Genomic DNA, 19,559 nt, shown 5'->3' on the forward strand with positions numbered 1-19,559 from the left:
TTTCAGAAAATACAAAAGCCGCTGCATGGGCAGCGGCCGGAATTCATTGCAGCGGCCAGGCCGCACAGCATCCCGCTGTGCAGCATAGCCAAGGCCTCAGCGGATGGTCAGCGCCACCAGCTTGCCGCCGTTACCGAAGGCGTAGAGCCAGTCGCCAACCACCAGCGGACGTGCACGCAGGCCGTCGCTGTCGATCCGCACGCGACCGACGAAACGCCCATCCACCTGGCTGATCAGGTGCAGGTAGCCTTCCAGGTCGCCGAACGCCACATAGCTGGAGAACACTTCGGGCGCCGACAGCTGACGACGCGCCAGGGCGTCGTTGCTCCAGAGCGCCGAAGCCGAACGCTCATCGATGCCTTCGACGGTGCCGCTGGCCAGGCTGACATAGACGTTGCCGAAGCCCTGAGCGACGCCCACCGAGCTGGAGGCTTCACGCTGCCAAAGAATCCGTCCGTCCTGCAGGTTCAACGCGGCAACCCGGCCCTGGTAGCTGACCGCGTAGAGGGTGCCGCCGGAAAGCAGCAGGCCACCGTCGATGTCGACCACCCGATCCAGTTCGGAGCGCCCCTGCGGAATCGCCACGCGCTGCTCCCATACCGGCAGGCCGCGCTGGGCATCGAGGGCAACGACCTTGCCGCTGGACAAGCCGGCAATGGCCAGGCGGTTGGTCAGCACCGGGCTGCCGGTACCGCGCAGCGTCAGCACCGCCGGGGTGCTCTCGTAGATCCAGCGCTGGGCGCCGGTGTCGGCATCGAAGGCAATCAGACGGTCATCCTGGGTCTGCACCAGCACCACATCGGCATTGACCGCAGGCGCCGCCAGCACTTCGCTGGTCACCCGCGCCCGCCACTTTTCCTCGCCGGAGCCGGCATCCAGAGCAATCACCTCGCCCTTCAGGGTGCCCAGCACCACCAGACCGTAGCCGGCACCGACCGCCCCGGAAACCGGCAGTTCGAGGTCCTGCTTCCAGATCAGGTCGCCGCTCTTGCGATCGAGCGCCATGACCAGGCCTTCGACATCGGCCGCATAGATCTGCTCGCCGTCGACGGCGGGCACCAGCATGTTGAAGGTCTCGCCCTGGCCTTCGCCGATCGAGCGGCTCCATTGCTTGTCCAGCCGCACCTCCTCTTCGAAGTCGGGCAGATCGGCCGGCGGCAATTCCTTCTTGCTATTGCTGCTGCAGCCCACGACCAATACGGCCAGGGCCAGCAGTGCGACATTCTTCCAGCGCATCACGTCACGCATCCCCTTTCGCCAGGTCGTCGAGCTTCATTTGCAAACCACCCACGGCGGCGTCTTCGGAAAGCGCCGCCTTGGCCTTCATGTAGGCAGCATGTGCCTCGTCGTTGCGCCCCAGCAGCACCAGCAGGTCGCCCTTGAGTTCTTCACGGCTGGCCAGGTAGGCCTGATCGACATCGGCCTCGAGCAGCGCCAGCCCCTCTGCGGTCTTGTCCTGGGACGCCAGCACGCGCGCCAGGCGCTGACGCGCCAGCTCGGCCAGGTTATCGTCCGCGGGCTCGGCGATGATCGCCTCCAGCTCGGCCACGGCATCCGCCGGCTCGCCGGCCTCGACCGCCACCTTGGCGACGAACAGACGGCCGTACTGGGCGTAATGGCTGCCGGCGAAATCGTTCTTGAGCCGGTTGGCCAGTTCGGCCACCTTGGCCGCATCGGGCTCGCCGCTCGGGTTCAGTGCGGTTTCCAGCAGCTGCTGGTAGAGCTGCGACGCCCCTTCGGCCTGATTGGTCTGGTATTTCTGCCAGCCCTGCCAGCCAAATACGATGACCAGCGCCAGGACACTACCGGTGAGCAGCGGCTGACCGTTGCGCGCCCACCACTCCTTGATTACCGCCAGCTCTTCTTCTTCGGTACGCGAAACCACCCCAGTACTCCTATTCGCTAAATCGCTTAAGCCTGCTCGAGGCAGGTCGCCAGACGCTCGGCAAGAGCGTCCCAGGCAATGCTTTGTTGCTCACCCTGATCCCGCAGCGGCTTGCAACCTACCACTTGCTGGGCCAGTTCGTCTTCACCCAGGACCAGGGCATAGAGCGCACCACTCTTGTCGGCCTTCTTCAACTGGCTCTTGAAACTGCCGGCGCCGGCGTTGACCTGCAGGCGCAGCCCCGGCAGTTGATCGCGCAAACGCTCGGCCAGGGCCAGCGCCGCCAGTTCGGCCGGCTCGCCAAAGGCACACAGGTAGATATCGACCTGACGGAATATCTCCGCAGGCACCTTGTCCAGGGTCTCGAGCAGCAACACCAGGCGCTCGATGCCCATGGCGAAGCCCACGCCCGGGGTCGGCTTGCCGCCCATCTGCTCGACCAGACCATCGTAGCGACCACCGGCACACACGGTGCCCTGGGCGCCGAGCTGGTCGGTGACCCACTCGAACACGGTCTTGCTGTAGTAGTCCAGACCACGCACCAGCTTGGGATTGATCACGTAGGGCACGCCCGCGGCATCCAGACGGGCCTTCAGCCCCTCGAAATGCACCCGTGATTCCTCGTCCAGGTAATCCGCCAGTTTCGGCGCATCGGCCAACAGCGCCTGGGTATCCGGGTTCTTGCTGTCGAGCACCCGCAGCGGGTTGCTGATCAGACGGCGACGGCTGTCTTCATCGAGCAGCTCTTCACGGGCCCGTAGGTAATCGACCAGGGCCTCGCGATAGACCGCGCGCGCCTCACTGGTGCCTAGACTGTTGAGCTCGAGGGTCACCGAGTCGCGCAGACCGAGCAGGCCCCAGAGACGCCAGGTCAGCACGATCAGCTCGGCGTCGATATCCGGGCCATCGATATTGAAGACCTCCACGCCGATCTGGTGGAACTGCCGATAACGCCCCTTCTGCGGACGCTCGTGACGAAACATCGGGCCGATATACCAGAGCTTCTGGGTCTGCCCGCCACCGGCCAGACCATGCTCGAGCACGGCGCGCACACAGGCAGCGGTGCCTTCCGGACGCAGGGTCAGGGAGTCGCCGTTGCGGTCCTCGAAGGTATACATCTCCTTCTCGACGATGTCGGTGACTTCGCCGATCGAGCGCTTGAACAGCTCGGTGAACTCGACGATCGGCATACGAATCTGCCGGTAGCCATAACCATCGAGCAGGCGCGCGACGCTGTCTTCGAAGTAGCGCCAGAGCGGGGTCTGCTCGGGCAGGGTGTCGTTCATGCCACGAATGGCTTGCAGGGACTTGCTCACAAGGAATCCTTAAGCGGGTATCAGCTGCGGACAATCAGGGCCGCATCGGCAGCGACCTTCTCGGCCGCCCTCTGGCGAATGAGCCTTTCCAGTTCATCCACCAGGTTGTCGTTATTGAGTTTCTGCGCCGGCTTGCCGTCAATGTAGACGAGGTTATTGGGGCTGCCGCCGGTGAGACCGATATGCGCCTCCTTGGCTTCGCCCGGGCCGTTGACCACGCAACCGATCACCGCCACATCGAGCGGCACCAGTAGGTCTTCGACCCGGCTCTCCAGCTCGTTCATGGTCTTGACCACATCGAAGTTCTGCCGCGAGCAGCTCGGACAGGCGATGAAGTTGATCCCGCGCGAGCGCAGGCGCAACGACTTGAGGATGTCGAAGCCGACCTTGATCTCCTCGACCGGATCGGCGGCCAGGGAGATGCGAATGGTATCGCCGATGCCCTCAGCCAGCAGCATGCCCAGGCCGACCGCCGACTTGACGGTGCCGGAGCGCAGGCCACCGGCCTCGGTGATGCCCAGGTGCAGCGGCTGCTCGATCTGTTTGGCGAGCAATCTGTACGCCTCGACCGCCATGAACACGTCGGAGGCCTTGACGCTGACCTTGAAGTCCGGAAAGTTCAGCCGGTCCAGGTGCTCGACATGGCGCAACGCCGACTCGACCAGGGCCTCTGGGGTCGGCTCGCCATACTTCTTCTGCAGGTCCTTTTCCAGCGAGCCGGCGTTGACCCCGATGCGGATCGGGATCCCGCGGTCACGCGCCGCTTCGACCACCGCCCGAACCCGATCCTCGCGGCCGATGTTACCGGGATTGATGCGCAGGCAATCGACGCCCAGCTCGGCCACGCGCAGCGCGATCTGGTAGTCGAAGTGAATATCGGCTACCAGCGGCAGGCTGACCTGCTGCTTGATCTTGCCGAACGCCTCCGCGGCGTCCATGTCCGGCACCGAGACTCGGACGATATCCGCGCCGGCATCCTGCAGACGACGGATCTGCGCGACCGTGGCCGCCACATCGTTGGTGTCGGTGTTGGTCATGCTCTGCACGGCGATGGGCGCATCACCGCCCACCGGCACCGAGCCGACCCAGATTTTGCGCGTCGGGCGACGCTTGATTGGAGATTCGCAATGCATCTTACTGGCTACCTAACTTCAGGCGTGCGGTTTCGCCTGTGGTAAAGGGCGAAACATCGACAGGCTCGCCGTTATAGCGGACCTGGGCGCCTCTGGCGAAGCCCAGGCGCAGCTCCATGGGCGCCTTGCCGGTGAGCTCCAGACTCTCGCCTGCGCGCTTCAGGCCACTGTACAGCACCTTGCCACTGGCGTCGGTCAGCTGGGTCCAGCAGTCGGCGCTAAAGCTCAACTGCACCACGCCTTCACCGGCGGCCACCTGCTGCACAGCGGGTGCGGGTGCCTCACTCTCGATCTGGTCAGGCGCAGGCTCGGCCGCGGCCACTGGCTGCTCTGCGACAGCAGTTTGCGCTGGCTCTTCGGCGGGCTCGGATTCGGCGACAATCTCCGGTTCCTCGGTGGTCGTGGAGAGTTCCAACTCGGTCGAATCCTGCGCCGCCAGCACCGCCTGGTCCTCGGGCTCGTCCAAGGGGTGGATCTGGGTCGTGCCATCGGCGCCTTCGACCTCGACATGCTCGATGCCAATGGCCGCGGACTCCTCGGCAAAGCGCTCGGCGCGCTCCTGCCACCAGTAGAAGCCAATACCGGCAAGCGCCAGCAACAGGGCGAAGCTGACGAAGCGCAGGATGCGCTGCGAATAGCGCACTGGCTCCTCGATCCGCCCCAGGCTCTGGACATTGCTGCCCACGGCATTGCTGCCGGTGAACTGGTCGAACTCCAGGACCAGGCGGGCCTGATCCATGCCCAGCAACTTGGCGTAGGCGCGGATGTAACCGCGGGCGAAGGTATGCCCCGGCAACTTGTCGAAGGCGCCGTCCTCGATCTGGACGAGGCGCTGCGACGTCAGATTGAGCTGGCTGGCCACCTCGGCGATTTCCCAGCCCCGGGCTTCCCGGGCCTGGCGCAGGGTTTCACCGGGATTGACGGGCTGGGCTGCTTCAACTTCAGAATGCGCCGCTTTCATCATTGCTCCGACAGGTATTGCTGATATTCCGGCGCCCCGGGATAAAAGCGTTTCAATTGCAATCCGAGACTGGCCGCCAGGTCGCGGTCCTCGAAGATCTTCGCCAGGCGCGCGCCCAACAGCAAGCTGCGGGGGTTCTGCTCGGACAACGCGCTGTAACTGGTGTAATAGCGGCGGGCCGCGACGTAGTCCCGGTCCTCGTAGGCGATCGACGCCATTTCCAGCAGCGCCTTCGGCTGACGGCTGTTGAGCCGTAGCGAACGCTCGAAATAGGTCTTGGCCTGCTCACGCTGCTTGAGCTTCAAGGCGGTCAGCCCGAGGTTCTCGAACACCCGCGAGCGCTCCGGGTAGAGGTTATCCTCGGCGGCCTTCTGATATTGCTCTAGGGCTTCCTGGTAGCGCTCTTGCTCGAACAGGAAGCTGCCGTAGTTGTTCAGCAACCGCGGGTCGTCGCCACGAGACGACAAGGCCTTGCGAAAGTGCTGGTCGGCCAGTTTGGGCTCCATTTCGACCTGAAACACCAGGGCCAGGGCGGCATGCGCGTCGGCACTGGAGGGGTCCAGTTCGAGAGCCTGCTTGAGCGGCACCTTGGCCCGCTCGCTCGCCCCATGCTGCATATAGCCGATACCGAGCTGGATATAGGCATCGCGCGCCTCTTCACGGCCCTTGTCGGTTCTCATCGGGTCGACATCACCGGTCGACACACAGCCAGCCAACAAGCCGGCGATTAACAAGAACAGCGCTGGGCGCAAAGTCATGGAGTTCCTCTCTTCAGTTTCGATTGGCGTCGGAACGCGGCGTCTGGGCCTCGCTGCTCAATTCACGGACGGCGATGTAGCGCTCGCTGCGACGGGTACGATCCATTACCTGGCCGACCAGCTGCCCACAGGCGGCATCGATGTCTTCGCCGCGTGTGGTGCGCACGGTGACGTTGTGCCCGGCCTTGTGCAGCAGATCCTGGAAACGGCGAATGGCGTTGTTGCTCGGACGCTCGTAGCCCGAGAAGGGGAAGGGATTAAACGGAATCAGGTTGATCTTGCATGGCACATCGGCCAGAAGTGCGATCATCTGCTCAGCATGCTCGGGTTTATCGTTGACATCCTTGAGCAGGGTGTACTCGATGGTCAGCACGCGCTTCTCGCCCAGGCGCGCCACATAGCGCTTGCAGGCGGCCAGCAACATCGCCAGCGGGTACTTCTTGTTGATCGGCACCAACTGGTTGCGCAGCTCGTCATTGGGCGCATGCAGCGACAGGGCCAACGACACGTCGATGACCTCGCCCAGCTTGTCGATCATCGGCACCACGCCGGAGGTGGACAGGGTCACCTTGCGCTTGGAAATACCGTAGCCGAGGTCGTCCATCATGATCTGCATGGCGGCGACCACATTGTCGAAATTCAGCAGCGGCTCGCCCATGCCCATCATCACCACGTTGGTGATGGCGCGGTCGATCTTCGCCGGCACGCTGCCAAACGACTTGTTGGCAATCCACACCTGGCCGATTACTTCGGCGGCACTCAGGTCGCTGTTGAATCCCTGCTTGCCCGTGGAGCAGAAGCTGCAATCCAGGGCACAGCCGGCCTGCGACGAAACACACAGGGTGCCACGCCCGCCTTGGGGGATGTACACGGTCTCGACGCAGCTACCCGACGCCACGCGCACCACCCACTTGCGCGTGCCATCGGTGGAAATATCTTCGCTGACCACTTCCGGGCCGCGAATCTCGGCACAGGCCTTGAGCTTCTCGCGCAAGGCCTTGCCGACATTGCTCATGGCGTCGAAGTCATCGACGCCAAAGTGGTGAATCCACTTCATTACCTGGCCGGCACGGAAGCGCTTCTCGCCGATACGCTCGAAGAATTGCTCCATTTCTGCCTGGGTCAGACCCAACAGATTGATTTTGCCGGTAGCTTCAGTCATGGCTTCACCCTCACTCACCTCGCCTTAGCGAATGCGAGCGCAGACTTCGGTGGTCGCGAAGAAGTAGGCGATTTCGCGGGCCGCGGAGGCATCGGAGTCGGAACCGTGCACGGCGTTCTCGTCGATGGAAACGGCGAAATCGGCGCGAATGGTGCCAGCAGCGGCTTCCTTGGGGTTGGTGGCGCCCATCAGTTCGCGGTTCTTGGCGATGGCATCTTCACCTTCCAGAACCTGGACGATCACCGGGCCGGAAGTCATGAAGGCAACCAGGTCCTTGAAGAAGCCACGCTCGCTGTGCTCGGCATAGAAACCGGCGGCTTCGCGCTCGGACAGCTGGACCATCTTCGACGCCACGACGCGCAGGCCGGCCTTTTCAAAGCGGGTCACGATCTCGCCAATGACGTTCTTGGCAACGGCGTCGGGCTTGATGATGGAGAAAGTACGTTGAACAGCCATGTGAAACTCCAGAAACGGTGAGTAAAGCGAAAAATTAAACCCGCGAATTATACGCGGGTTCTGGTTAAAAGCATAAGAGCAAGGACGAAGCGTCCGCACTGCGGGTCATGCGCCCCGTCGCAGCCGCCCCGGGCCTGGCGGCGGCGAGTTACTGCGCCTCTTCGATCCAGGCCGCCTGGATCGCCTCGAGCACCTTCTCTCCGCCGCGCTGCGGATCGTCGGAAAACTCCGGCAGCTCCAGCACCCAGCGATGCAGGTCGACGAAATTGACGAAACGCGGATCGACATCGGGCTTGCTTTCGGCCAGCTCGATGGCGACTTCCAGCACATCGGTCCATTTAAGACTCATGACGACACTCCTTGACCAAAGGGCTCAGTGACCTTCGGACACCTGGTTAATGGTGTACTTGGGGATTTCCACCACCAGATCCTGCTGATCGATCACCGCCTGGCAGGACAGGCGCGAATTCGGCTCCAGCCCCCAGGCCTTGTCGAGCATGTCGTCTTCCAGTTCGTCGGAGGGCTCCATGGAGTCGAAGCCTTCGCGAATCACCACATGGCAGGTGGTGCAGGCACAGGACTTCTCGCAGGCGTGCTCGATATCGATACCGCTGCGCAGCGCTGCGTCCAGCACGGTTTCACCCGGCTGCGCTTCGATCACCGCCCCCTCGGGACAGTGTTCGGCGTGGGGCAGAAAAATCAGCTGCGGCATGCTTATTCCTCAATCTCATTAAGACTACGGCCGGCCAGTGCGGCCTTGACCGTGGCATCCAGGCGGCGTGCGGCAAAGGCATCGGTCACCTGGGTCAATCGTTTGGTCTGCTGCTCGATGGCCATGCCATCGCTGCCCTTCATCAACTCGCGCAACTCGTCCATCTGCGCCTCGATGGCCAGACGCTCATCGGCCTCGAGCAGGCGCTCACCGTCGGCCTGCAGAGCGGCCTCGACGGCCTCGAGCAGGCGCTGCGCGTCGACCTGCTGCTCGCGCAGCACGCGGGCGACCTTGTCATCACCGGCATTCTCGAAGGAATCGGTAAGCATCCGGGCGATCTCGCCGTCGGTCAGGCCGTAGGACGGCTTGACCTGGATGCTCGCCTCCACCCCCGAGGCCAGCTCGCGCGCAGCCACGCTGAGCAGACCATCGGCATCGACCTGGAAGGTCACGCGAATCTTCGCCGCCCCCGCCACCATCGGCGGGATGCCGCGCAACTCGAAGCGCGCCAGGGAACGGCAATCGCTGATCAGCTCGCGCTCACCCTGCAGCACGTGAATCATCATGGCCGTCTGGCCATCCTTGTAGGTGGTGAAGTCCTGCGCTCGCGCCACCGGAATAGTGGTATTGCGCGGAATGACCTTCTCCATCAGGCCACCCATGGTCTCCAGACCAAGCGACAACGGGTTCACATCCAGCAGGAGCAACTCTTCGCCCTCGCCTCGCTGGTTGCCGGCCAGGGTGTCGGCCTGGATCGCCGCACCGATGGCAACCACTTGGTCCGGATCGATATCGGTCAGCGGCTCGCGACCGAACAGCTCGGCTACCGCCTGACGCACCCGCGGCACACGGGTCGAGCCACCGACCATGACCACCGCCTCGATTTCCGTCAATTCGACGCCTGCATCGCGCACCGCGCGGCGACAGGCCTTCAAGCTGCGCTGCACCATGGGCTCGATCAGCTCGCCGAACTGCTCGCGGGTCAACAAGCCCTGCCAGGCGCCATGACTGAGCTCCACCGAGGTGCTGTTGGTCAGCGCCTCCTTGGCGACGCAAGCGGTTTGCAGCAGGCTGCGCTGCGCCCCCGGATCGAGGTCGGCCGACAGGCCCGCCTGCTCGACGATCCATCCGGCGATCGCATGATCGAAATCATCACCACCCAGGGCACTGTCGCCCCCGGTGGCCAGTACCTCGAATACCCCGCCGGTCAGGCGCAGGATCGAGATATCGAAGGTGCCACCGCCGAGATCGTAGATCGCCACCACGCCTTCGGCCTGCTGATCCAGGCCATAGGCCACGGCTGCCGCGGTGGGTTCATTGAGCAGGCGCAGCACATTCAGCCCGGCAAAGCGCGCGGCATCCTTGGTCGCCTGGCGCTGAGCCTCGTCGAAATAGGCCGGCACCGTGATCACCGCACCGACCAGCTCCCCTCCCAGGGTCGCTTCGGCACGCTGGCGCAACACCTTGAGGATGTCGGCGGAGACCTCCACCGGACTCTTCGGCCCCTGCACGGTTTCGATGAAGGGCATGTGCGACTCGCCGTCGACGAAGCGATAGGGCAACTGCTCACCGAGCTGCTTGACGTCCTCGACACCACGCCCCATCAGGCGCTTGACCGACAGCACCGTGTTCAGCGGATCGGTAGCGGCCGCCGCCCGAGCCGACTCGCCAACCTCGACGCGGTCGGCGTGATAGCGCACGGCCGACGGCAGGATCACCTGTCCCGAAACATCCGCCAGTGGCTCGGACAAGCCACTGCGCAATGCGGCGACCAGCGAATTGGTGGTACCCAGATCAATCCCCACCGCCAGACGACGCTGGTGTGGCTGGGGGCTCTGTCCGGGCTCAGCGATCTGCAGTAGGGCCATGGGTAATCAATGCTTATATCTAGAAACTGGAATTTCAGGCTCACCAGAGCGACTGCATGAGACTCAATCGTCGAGGCGCTCTTCCAACTGGCGAACCTCATGGGAAAGCTTGTCGAGGAACTGCATGCGACGCATCAGGCGCTCGGCCTCGGCGCGGCGCTGCGGATCATCCCAACAAACGGCGAAGCTTTCATTCAGCTCGTCCTGAGCGGCTTTCAGGCGACTCTTGAACACTGCCACGCCCGCCATGTCGGCGCTGTCGTGCAGCTCTTCGAGCTCCTCGCGCCAATGCATCTGCTGCAGCAGGAAGTCCGGATCCTGCACGGTCACTTCCAGCGGCAGTTCATCCCCGCGCAAGGCCAGCAGGTAGCGCGCGCGCGACGGCGCATGCCTGAGCGTCTGATAGGCCTCATTGAGGCTCGCGGACTGCTCCAGCGCCAGGCGCTGCTCGCGCTCGGAGGCATCGGCAAAGCGATCGGGATGCACCCCGCGCGCCAGCTCGCGGTAACGCACGGCCAACTGCTCGAGATCCAGGCGAAAACTCGGCTGCAACTCGAACAGGGCAAAATGACAGGGGCTACCCAAGACGCACCTCAGATATTGAAGCTTTCGCCGCAGCCACACTCGCCGCGCACGTTGGGGTTATTGAACTTGAACCCCTCGTTCAAGCCCTCTTTGACGAAGTCCAACTCGGTGCCGTCGAGGTACACCAGGCTCTTGGGATCGATGATCACCTTGACTCCGTGGCTCTCGAACACCTGATCTTCGCCGGCGGCTTCGTCGACGAACTCCAGCACATAGGCCAGACCGGAACAGCCGGTGGTGCGCACCCCCAGACGGATACCCTCACCCTTGCCCCGCCCTTCCAGCGAGCGCCGCACATGCTGGGCAGCGGCTTCGGTCATGCTGATCGCCATCGACAAACCTCCTTAAAGCAAGCCTTTCTTCTGCTTGTAGTCACGCACGGCCGCCTTGATGGCGTCCTCGGCGAGCACCGAGCAGTGAATCTTCACCGGCGGCAACGCCAGCTCTTCGGCGAGTTGGGTATTCTTGATGGTTTCCGCCTCGTCCAGGGTCTTGCCCTTCATCCACTCGGTGGCGAGCGAACTGGAGGCGATGGCAGAGCCACAACCGTAGGTCTTGAACTTGGCATCCTCGATGACACCCGCCTCGTTGACCTTGATCTGCAGGCGCATCACGTCGCCGCAAGCCGGCGCACCGACCATGCCGGTACCGACGCTGGGGTCCTGCGCATCCATCTTGCCGACGTTGCGCGGGTTTTCGTAATGGTCAATGACCTTTTCACTGTAAGCCATGCTGTTATTCCTCTCTCATCAGGCGCCGCTCATCGGCAGCTTTAGTGTGCCGCCCATTCGACCTTGGACAAGTCGACACCCTCTTTGAACATATCCCACAGCGGCGACAACTCGCGCAGCTTGGTCACCGCCTCGCGAACCTTCTGCGCGGCGTAGTCGACTTCTTCTTCGGTGGTAAAACGACCGAAGCTGAAACGGATCGAACTGTGCGCCAGCTCGTCGTTGCGGCCCAGCGCACGCAATACATAGGAGGGCTCCAGCGAGGCCGAGGTGCAGGCCGAGCCGGAGGACACCGCCAGGTCTTTGAGCGCCATGATCAGCGACTCGCCCTCGACATAATTGAAGCTGAGATTGAGGTTGTGCGGGACGCGCGCCGTCATGCTGCCGTTCACGTACAACTCCTCGAGCCCCTCGAGCTGCTGGTAGAAGCGATCACGCAGGGCCAGGATGCGCTGGTTCTCCTGCGCCATCTCTTCCTTGGCGATGCGGAAGGCCTCGCCCATGCCGACAATCTGGTGGGTCGCCAGGGTACCGGAGCGCATGCCACGCTCATGACCGCCACCATGGGTCTGCGCCTCCAGGCGCACCCGCGGCTTGCGCCGCACGTACAAGGCGCCGACACCCTTGGGACCGTAGGTCTTGTGCGCGGAGAAGGACATCAGGTCGACCTTGAGTTTGTCCAGATCGATCTCCACCTTGCCGGTCGACTGGGCCGCATCGACATGGAACAACACGCCACGCGAGCGAGTCAGCTCGCCGATGCCGGCGATGTCGTTGATGGTGCCGATTTCGTTGTTGACGTGCATGATCGACACCAGGATGGTGTCGTCGCGCAGCGCAGCCTCGACCATGGCCGGGGTGATCAGGCCATCCTCGCCGGGCTCGAGGTAGGTCACCTCGAAGCCTTCACGCTCGAGCTGGCGGGTGGTATCGAGTACCGCCTTGTGCTCGATCTTCGAGGTAATGATGTGCTTGCCCTTGCTGCTGTAGAAATGCGCGACACCCTTGATCGCCAGGTTGTCCGACTCGGTAGCACCCGAGGTCCAGACAATTTCGCGCGGGTCGGCATTGACCAGCTCGGCGACCTGGCGCCGGGCATTCTCGACGGCCTCTTCGGCCTTCCAGCCGAACACATGGGAGCGCGATGCCGGGTTACCGAAATTGCCATCCACCAGCAGGCACTCACTCATCTTCTGCGCGACACGCGGATCGACCGGTGTTGTGGCGGAATAATCGAGGTAAATCGGCAATTTCATTGACTTTCTCCTATCAGGTGGCAGACCACTGAGGCCGGCGCCCTATATTCAATCGACGGTGGACGCTTCAATCTTGTCTGAAAGCGGCACTTTGCTGGTGCAATGACGCAAATCTTGGCGCTGAGCCACTTCCTGGACCTCACGGCGGGTCACCAGATCGGCCAGGCTGATGCCATTGAGGAACTCGTGAATCTGCTGACTGAGATCACACCACAGGTGGTGGGTCAGGCAGGTATCCCCGCCATGGCAGTCGCCCTGGCCCTGACAACGGGTGGCATCCACCGACTCGTTGACCGCATCGATCACCTGCGCCACCTGGATCCCGCGCATGTCGCGCGACAACTGATAGCCTCCGCCCGGGCCACGCACACTGGACACCAGATTGCTGCGGCGCAGCTTGGCGAACAGCTGCTCCAGATAGGACAGGGAAATACCCTGACGCTCTGAAATATCGGCAAGGGAGACCGGCCCATTCTGCGCGTGCAGCGCCAGATCGAGCATGGCGGTGACGGCGTAACGGCCTTTGGTGGTCAGTCGCATGGAGGGGGCACCACGGGGTCACTGTTTGGCGCGAGTATGCAATTCCCGAGTATTTAAGTCAACTATAAGACCTAACGAAATACTCGGGATTAGCTCAGCCGGCGGGCCCGCAGCATAGCAAATCGCCTGGGCCGGCGCAGCATCAGGCGGCCGGCTTGTCGCCGGCATCCTTGACCACCCCGGCAAAATCCTCGTCACGCAGTACCGGCAGATCCTTGGCGCAGTAGTCGCTCCCCAGCGCCTTGAGCGCCGAGCACATACCCTCCAGGCGCCCATCTACCGCATGCAGGTGATCGAGCAACTGGCCGATGGCACGCGCCACCGGGTCCGGCATGTCCTGGCCGACACCGTAGGCATCGAAACCGAGCTTCTCGGCGATCGCCTGGCGCTTGGCCTCCTGCTCGTCGTCCAGCTTGACGATGACCCGCCCCGGAATACCGACCGCGGTTGCCCCGGCCGGCACCGCCTTGGTGACCACGGCATTGGAGCCGATCTTGGCACCCGCCCCCACCGTGAACGGACCCAGCACCTTGGCCCCAGCGCCGACCACCACGCCATCTTCCAGGGTCGGATGGCGCTTGCCCTTGTTCCAGCTGGTGCCACCCAGGGTCACACCCTGATAGAGGGTGACATCGTCGCCGATCTCGGCGGTCTCACCGATCACGATGCCCATGCCGTGATCGATGAAGAAGCGCCGCCCGATCCGGGCGCCCGGGTGGATTTCGATGCCGGTCAACCAGCGACCGAAATTCGACACCACCCGCGCCAGCCACTTCCAGCCGTGCACCCACAGCGCATGACCCAGGCGGTGCAACCACACCGCATGCAAGCCGGGGTAGCAGGTCACCACCTCGAAGGCATTGCGCGCCGCCGGGTCGCGATGGAACACGCTCTGGATATCTTCTCGCATGCGTTCAAACATCAGTCTTCCCCTGCTTATGGTGCTCACCGCGCGCGGCCTTGACCGTTTCCGTCAGAATGCCGCGCAAGATATTCATTTCCAGCTTGCTGATACCGCTGCGCCCGTACAGGCGCCGCAAGCGACTCATCAGGTGCCTGGGCTTGGCGGGATCGAGAAAGCCTATCTCGACCAGCGCCTGCTCCAGGTGCACATAGAAGGACTCCAGCTCATCCGCCGTGACCGGTTGCGCATTGAGCATCGCCGTGGTCTCCAGCTTGGCGAGCTTGGTCGGCTGATTATGCGCCGCCAACCAGGCCATGCGAACCTCATAGGCCAGCACCTGGACCGCCGCGGCAAGGTTCAGCGAGCTGAACGCCGGATCCGACGGGATATGCACATGGAACTGACAGCGCTGCAGTTCCTCATTGGTCAGCCCCGCGTATTCACGACCGAACACCAAGGCCACCTCGGCGCCCGCCAGTGCCTGCTCGCAGGCGGCAACCCCGCACTCGCGCGGATCGAGCAACGGCCAGGGGATGCGCCGGTCGCGCGCACTGGTGCCCAGCACCAGGCTGCACCCCACCAAGGCCTCTTCCAGCGTAGCCACGACCTGCGCCGACTCGAGCAGATCACTCGCCCCGGAAGCACGCGCCACGGCGTCGCCACTGGGAAAATCCATGGGATCGACCAGCACCAGCTTCGACAGCCCCATGTTCTTCATGGCCCGCGCCGCCCCCCCGATATTGCCGGGGTGACTGGTATTGACCAAGACGACTCGAATATTTGGCAGCAAGGCAAGCGCTCACACGAACAGCACGAAGGCTGCAAATCTTACAGAAGCGCCCCCACTATTGCCATGCGGGACACAGACGGCACTTCATCCCCAGGCCTTTTCTGCTAGAATGGCCGGCTTTCTTTAACGACCCAGGTGAAGCATCCATGCAGCCCATGCTGAATATCGCGCTGCGCGCAGCCCGCAGCGCCAGTGAAATGATCTTCCGCTCGATCGAACGCTTGGACGTCATCTCGGTCGACGAGAAAGATGCCAAGGATTACGTGACCGAGATCGACCGCTCCGCCGAGCAACTGATCATCCAGGCCCTGCGCAAGGCCTATCCGACCCATGGCTTTCTCGGCGAGGAGAGCGGGCTGACTCCGGGCTCGGGCGAAGGCGCCGACTACCTGTGGATCATCGACCCGCTGGACGGCACCACCAACTTCGTTCGCGGCGTACCGCACTTCGCCGTCAGCATCGCCTGCAAATACCGCGGACGCCTGGAACATGCCGTGGTGCTTGACCCGGTGCGCCAGGAAGAATTCACCGCCAGCCGCGGCCGCGGCGCCGCCCTCAATGGCCGCCGCATGCGCGTCAGCCCGCGCAAGAGCCTGGAAGGCGCCCTGCTCGGCACCGGCTTCCCATTCCGCGACAGCCAGTTGGACAACCTGGAGAACTACCTGGGCATGCTCCGCGACCTGGTCGGCCAGACCGCCGGCATTCGCCGCGCCGGCGCCGCCAGCCTGGACCTGGCCTATGTCGCCGCCGGACGCTTCGATGCCTTCTGGGAGTTCGGCCTGTCCGAATGGGACATGGCGGCGGGCGCCCTGCTGATCCAGGAGGCTGGCGGCCTGGTCAGCGACTTCACCGGTGGCCATGACTTCCTCGAGAAGGGCCAGGTCGTCGCCGGCAATACCAAGTGCTTCAAGGCGGTACTGACGGCGATCCAGCCGCACCTGTCGGCCAGCCTCAAGCGCTGAGCCCCGTTGAGGCGCCAGCCGCAAACAAAAAAAGCGCCCTAGGGCGCTTTTTTTGTTTGCCGGAGACTACTGGAAGCTTTCAGTCAGGACCAACTGCCCATCCTTGACCGGAATCTGGCTGCCCGGATCACGCGCCATGCGCACCTGACCGGGCTTGCCATCGAGCTGGTAGCTGACGTCATAGCCGACCACCTTCTCGCTGGTGTCGATCACCGTGCTGCAGCGGGTTTCGGTCGTGGTGTAGGTGTCGTTGGCCTGCATGTTGCCCTGCACCTTGTTGCCGGCATAGCCGCCGCCGACGGCGCCGGCCACGGTGGCGATCTTCTTGCCGCTGCCGCCACCCACCTGACTGCCGAGCAGCCCGCCGACCACCGCGCCGATCGCGGTGCCGGCGATCTTGTGCTGGTCCTGGACCGGCTTCTGCCGGGTCACGGCGACCTCCTTGCAGACCTCGCGCGGCGTCTCGATGGTCTGCTTGACCGGCGTCACCGCAACGACCTCGGCAAACTCGGGCCCTGTCACAAAGTTGTAAGTGGCTACTGCGCCACCGGCCGTCACACCGACCGCGCCCAGCACGGCACCCACGAGCATTGACTTATTCACCGAAACCTCCTGATCCTGACGCGCCAGAGTGGGCGCGCATTGTTTCGCAGGGTTCGACTGGGGCGAGCCACGACAAGTTCCATGCTCGCCCGAACAACTCGATCCGGCCATCGGCCAGCCAATCGATCAGGGCCGCTCGTCGACCTCTTCGGCCACCACCGGCGGAATCAGGTCTTCGACCGTCAAGTCGAGCCAGACCAGCACCACGTTGGCGATGTAGACCGACGAATAGGTGCCGGCAAACACGCCGATAAACAGCGCGATGGCAAAGCCGAACAGGTTGTCGCCGGCAAACAGCAACAGCGCACCAATGGCCAGCAAGGTGGAGATCGACGTCGCCAGGGTGCGCAGCAGGGTCTGGGTGGTGGAGATATTGATGTTGTCGATCAGGCTGGTCTTGCGCAGCACACGGAAGTTCTCGCGCACCCGGTCGAACACCACGATGGTGTCGTTCAGCGAGTAGCCGATGATCGCCAGCAAGGCCGCCAGCACCGTCAGGTCGAAGGTCACCTGGAAGAACGAGAGAAAGCCCAGGGTGACGATAACGTCGTGAATCAGGGAGACGATGGCCCCCATCGAGAACTTCCACTGAAAACGGAAGGCCAGGTACAGCATGATCCCGCCCAGCGCCAGGAGCATGCCCAGGCCACCCTGATCGCGCAGCTCTTCGCCCACCTGCGGACCGACGAACTCGACTTTCTTCACTTCGAGCGTATCGCCGGACTGACGCAGGGCCGTGGCGACCTTGTTGCCCAGATCCGGGTCGTCGCCCTGCATGCGGACCACCACATCGGTGGTCGCACCGAAGCTCTGCACCACCGCATCAGCGAAGCCGGCTGCGGCCAGCTGCTGGCGCACCTTGCCGAGATCGGCCGGCTGCTCGTAGCCCAGCTCGATCTGGGTGCCGCCGGTGAAGTCCAGGCCCAGGTTCAGGCCTTTGACAAACAGACTACCCAACGACAGGAGCGTCAGGACCAGCGTAAGGGCGAACGCGATATTGCGTGCCCCCATGAAGTTGATCGTACGATTCATCTCAGCCCCTTAGATCCACAGCTTCTTGAAGTCACGCCCGCCGACGCTCAGGTTGACCATCGCACGGGTCACCAGAATCGCGGTGAACATCGACGTCAGAATCCCCAGCGACAGGGTCACGGCAAAGCCCTTGACCGGACCGGTGCCCATCGCGAAGAGAATGCCACCGACCAGCAGGGTGGTCAGGTTGGCGTCGACGATGGCCGTGAAGGCGCGGTCGAAGCCCTCGTGAATGGCACGCTGGATCGACATGCCGTTGGCGATTTCCTCGCGAATGCGCGAGAAGATCAGCACGTTGGCATCCACCGCCATGCCCATGGTCAGGACGATACCGGCGATACCGGGCAGGGTCAGGGTGGCACTGAGCAGCGACATCAGCGCCAGCAGCAGGACCATGTTCAAGCCCAGCGCCAGGGTCGCCAGCACACCGAAGTAGCGATAGATGGCGACAATGAACAGGGAGACGAACAGCATGCCCCAGAGCGAAGCATCGACCCCCTTGGCGATGTTGTCGGCCCCCAGGCTCGGGCCGATGGTGCGCTCCTCGGCGAAGTACATCGGCGCCGCCAGGCCACCGGCACGCAGCAGCAAGGCGAGTTCGGACGATTCGCCCTGGCCATCCAGGCCGGTGATACGGAACTGGCTGCCCAGCGGCGACTGGATGGTCGCCAGGCTAATGACCTTCTTCTCCTCGACGAAGGTCGGCACCGCCACTTCCTTCTCGACGCCGTCGACCACCTGACGCATATAGCGAGTGATCGGCTTCTGCTCGATGAAGATCACCGCCATGCTGCGCCCGACGTTATTGCGCGTGGCCCGATTCATCAGGTCGCCGCCATGGCCATCCAGACGGATATTGACCTGCGGCCGCCCATTCTCGTCGAAGCTGGCCTGGGCATCGGTGACCTGGTCGCCGGTGATGATCAGCTCACGCTCCAGTTGCACCGGCGCGCGACCCTCCTCACGAAACTCGAAGGTCTCGGTGGTGGCCTTGGAGGCATCCAGCTCGGCCGCCAGACGGAACTCCAGGTTGGCGGTCTTGCCGAGAATGCGTTTGGCCTCGGCGGTGTCCTGCACCCCCGGCAGCTCGACCACGATGCGATTGGCACCCTGGCGCTGGACCAGCGGCTCGGCCACGCCCAGCTCGTTGACCCGATTGCGAACCGTGGTGAGGTTCTGCTTGATCGAATACTCGCGGATTTCCGCCAGCTTGGCCTGGGTCAGGGTCAGGCGCAGCACCTGCATGTCGCCGCGCTCGGCGCTGCTCAGCTCGAAATCGGTGAAGTCCTTGCGAATCAGCTGCTGGGCCTTCTCCAGGACGGCCTCGTCGGCGAAGCCCAGCTGGATGGCACCATTGAGCTCGGGCAGGCTGCGGTAGCGTACCCGCTCCTTGCGCAACAGGCTCTTGACCTCCCCCTCATAGACCTTGCGCCGGGCATCGAGCGCCTTGTCCATGTCCACCTCGAGGAGAAAGTGCACACCGCCGGACAGGTCCAGCCCCAGCTTCATCGGGCTGGCACCGACGCTGCGCAACCAATCCGGCGTGGTCTGCGCCAGGTTCAGCGCGACCACGAAGTCTTCGCCGAGCGCCTTGCGCACCACATCCTTGGCCGGCAGCTGATCTTCCTGCTCGACCAAACGCAACAGGCCGCCGCGCCCCTGCTCGGCCAGGCTCGCGGCCTTGAGCGCGATACCGGCTTCGCTGAGCGCACGCGCGGCGCGATCCAGGTCGCCCTGCTCGACGCGCATCGCCGTGCTGGTGCCGCTGATCTGGATCGCCGGGTCGTCCGGATAAAGGTTGGGCGCGGAATAGAGAAAGCCGATCGCCAGCACAGCCAGGATCAGCAGGTACTTCCAGAGGGGGAATTTATTGAGCATGACGCCGCCCGTTATGACGCGGGGCGC

At 63.5% G+C, this 19,559-nt stretch carries 22 protein-coding genes; 1 reads left to right on the forward strand and 21 read right to left on the reverse strand.

The annotated features are described in order from the left end of the window. Nucleotides 1-96: 96 nt before the first annotated feature. The 18 genes from bamB to trmJ all read right to left on the reverse strand — a co-directional run bounded on the left by bamB (nt 97) and on the right by trmJ (nt 15,057). Nucleotides 97-1,248: an outer membrane protein assembly factor BamB gene (gene bamB / locus AB5S05_RS04160; RefSeq protein ID WP_369286196.1), complete on the reverse strand. Its 1,152-nt coding sequence runs from the start codon at nt 1,246-1,248 to the stop codon at nt 97-99. Beyond that, nucleotides 1,241-1,885: a tetratricopeptide repeat protein gene (locus tag AB5S05_RS04165; protein ID WP_369286197.1), complete on the reverse strand. Its 645-nt coding sequence runs from the start codon at nt 1,883-1,885 to the stop codon at nt 1,241-1,243. Before AB5S05_RS04165 ends, bamB begins: the two co-directional genes overlap by 8 nt. Nucleotides 1,886-1,911: 26 nt before the next feature. Then, nucleotides 1,912-3,201, reverse strand: a complete 1,290-nt coding sequence (hisS, locus tag AB5S05_RS04170) for a histidine--tRNA ligase (RefSeq protein ID WP_369286198.1) — start codon at nt 3,199-3,201, stop codon at nt 1,912-1,914. Nucleotides 3,202-3,221: 20 nt separating this feature from the next. After that, a complete protein-coding gene (gene ispG / locus AB5S05_RS04175; RefSeq protein ID WP_369286199.1) occupies nt 3,222-4,334 on the reverse strand; it encodes a flavodoxin-dependent (E)-4-hydroxy-3-methylbut-2-enyl-diphosphate synthase in 1,113 nt (370 codons plus the stop codon). A 1-nt stretch (nt 4,335) separates the two neighbouring features. Beyond that, complete coding sequence (locus tag AB5S05_RS04180) at nt 4,336-5,295, reverse strand: RodZ domain-containing protein (RefSeq protein WP_369286200.1); 960 nt, start codon at nt 5,293-5,295, stop codon at nt 4,336-4,338. Next, the gene (gene pilW / locus AB5S05_RS04185) at nt 5,295-6,053 is read right to left on the reverse strand and encodes a type IV pilus biogenesis/stability protein PilW (protein ID WP_369286201.1); all 759 of its coding nucleotides are present in this window, start codon (nt 6,051-6,053) and stop codon (nt 5,295-5,297) included. The genes AB5S05_RS04180 and pilW overlap by 1 nt, the downstream gene beginning before the upstream one ends. A 13-nt stretch (nt 6,054-6,066) precedes the next feature. Beyond that, nucleotides 6,067-7,215 carry a dual-specificity RNA methyltransferase RlmN gene (rlmN, locus tag AB5S05_RS04190; protein ID WP_369286202.1) on the reverse strand — a complete coding sequence of 383 codons (1,149 nt, stop codon included), beginning with the start codon at nt 7,213-7,215 and terminating at the stop codon, nt 6,067-6,069. Nucleotides 7,216-7,239: 24 nt separating this feature from the next. Continuing rightward, nucleotides 7,240-7,671: a nucleoside-diphosphate kinase gene (gene ndk, locus AB5S05_RS04195; protein ID WP_369286203.1), complete on the reverse strand. Its 432-nt coding sequence runs from the start codon at nt 7,669-7,671 to the stop codon at nt 7,240-7,242. Between the two features lie 148 nt (nt 7,672-7,819). Next, complete coding sequence (gene iscX / locus AB5S05_RS04200) at nt 7,820-8,020, reverse strand: Fe-S cluster assembly protein IscX (protein WP_369286204.1); 201 nt, start codon at nt 8,018-8,020, stop codon at nt 7,820-7,822. A 24-nt stretch (nt 8,021-8,044) separates the two neighbouring features. Further along, nucleotides 8,045-8,383, reverse strand: coding sequence for an ISC system 2Fe-2S type ferredoxin (gene fdx, locus AB5S05_RS04205; RefSeq protein ID WP_369286205.1), 339 nt, complete (start codon nt 8,381-8,383; stop codon nt 8,045-8,047). Between the two features lie 2 nt (nt 8,384-8,385). After that, nucleotides 8,386-10,251 (reverse strand): Fe-S protein assembly chaperone HscA, encoded by a 1,866-nt coding sequence (gene hscA / locus AB5S05_RS04210; protein WP_369286207.1) that lies wholly within the window; start codon nt 10,249-10,251, stop codon nt 8,386-8,388. A 63-nt stretch (nt 10,252-10,314) separates the two neighbouring features. After that, nucleotides 10,315-10,836 carry a co-chaperone HscB gene (hscB, locus tag AB5S05_RS04215; RefSeq protein WP_369286208.1) on the reverse strand — a complete coding sequence of 174 codons (522 nt, stop codon included), beginning with the start codon at nt 10,834-10,836 and terminating at the stop codon, nt 10,315-10,317. Between the two features lie 8 nt (nt 10,837-10,844). Continuing rightward, nucleotides 10,845-11,168 carry an iron-sulfur cluster assembly protein IscA gene (iscA, locus tag AB5S05_RS04220; protein ID WP_369286209.1) on the reverse strand — a complete coding sequence of 108 codons (324 nt, stop codon included), beginning with the start codon at nt 11,166-11,168 and terminating at the stop codon, nt 10,845-10,847. 12 nt (nt 11,169-11,180) lie between these two features. After that, nucleotides 11,181-11,567: a Fe-S cluster assembly scaffold IscU gene (gene iscU, locus AB5S05_RS04225; RefSeq protein ID WP_369286210.1), complete on the reverse strand. Its 387-nt coding sequence runs from the start codon at nt 11,565-11,567 to the stop codon at nt 11,181-11,183. A 41-nt stretch (nt 11,568-11,608) separates the two neighbouring features. Continuing rightward, entirely contained in the window at nt 11,609-12,823 is a 1,215-nt protein-coding gene (locus AB5S05_RS04230; RefSeq protein ID WP_369286211.1) for an IscS subfamily cysteine desulfurase, read from the reverse strand. Nucleotides 12,824-12,871: 48 nt separating this feature from the next. After that, nucleotides 12,872-13,363, reverse strand: a complete 492-nt coding sequence (gene iscR, locus AB5S05_RS04235) for a Fe-S cluster assembly transcriptional regulator IscR (protein ID WP_369286213.1) — start codon at nt 13,361-13,363, stop codon at nt 12,872-12,874. A gap of 142 nt (nt 13,364-13,505) precedes the next feature. Further along, nucleotides 13,506-14,285: a serine O-acetyltransferase gene (gene cysE, locus AB5S05_RS04240; protein ID WP_369286214.1), complete on the reverse strand. Its 780-nt coding sequence runs from the start codon at nt 14,283-14,285 to the stop codon at nt 13,506-13,508. After that, nucleotides 14,278-15,057, reverse strand: a complete 780-nt coding sequence (trmJ, locus tag AB5S05_RS04245; protein WP_369286216.1) for a tRNA (cytosine(32)/uridine(32)-2'-O)-methyltransferase TrmJ — start codon at nt 15,055-15,057, stop codon at nt 14,278-14,280. The genes cysE and trmJ overlap by 8 nt, the downstream gene beginning before the upstream one ends. Before the next feature lie 146 nt (nt 15,058-15,203). Between trmJ and suhB the strand changes: the two genes are divergently transcribed. Further along, nucleotides 15,204-16,019 carry a type III secretion system regulator SuhB gene (gene suhB, locus AB5S05_RS04250; RefSeq protein WP_369286217.1) on the forward strand — a complete coding sequence of 272 codons (816 nt, stop codon included), beginning with the start codon at nt 15,204-15,206 and terminating at the stop codon, nt 16,017-16,019. Between the two features lie 66 nt (nt 16,020-16,085). On the opposite strand, the gene AB5S05_RS04255 is transcribed toward suhB, so the two are convergent. The 3 genes from AB5S05_RS04255 to secD all read right to left on the reverse strand — a co-directional run bounded on the left by AB5S05_RS04255 (nt 16,086) and on the right by secD (nt 19,532). Next, on the reverse strand, nt 16,086-16,622 hold the full coding sequence (locus tag AB5S05_RS04255; protein ID WP_369286218.1) for a glycine zipper 2TM domain-containing protein: 537 nt from the start codon (nt 16,620-16,622) through the stop codon (nt 16,086-16,088). 126 nt (nt 16,623-16,748) lie between these two features. After that, complete coding sequence (gene secF / locus AB5S05_RS04260) at nt 16,749-17,654, reverse strand: protein translocase subunit SecF (protein WP_369286219.1); 906 nt, start codon at nt 17,652-17,654, stop codon at nt 16,749-16,751. A gap of 9 nt (nt 17,655-17,663) precedes the next feature. Continuing rightward, nucleotides 17,664-19,532: a protein translocase subunit SecD gene (secD, locus tag AB5S05_RS04265; RefSeq protein WP_369286220.1), complete on the reverse strand. Its 1,869-nt coding sequence runs from the start codon at nt 19,530-19,532 to the stop codon at nt 17,664-17,666. Between the last annotated feature and the right edge of the window lie 27 nt (nt 19,533-19,559).

The sequence above is a fragment of the Pseudomonas zhanjiangensis genome, from assembly GCF_041027545.1.
In the GTDB taxonomy this organism is placed as follows: domain Bacteria; phylum Pseudomonadota; class Gammaproteobacteria; order Pseudomonadales; family Pseudomonadaceae; genus Aquipseudomonas; species Aquipseudomonas zhanjiangensis.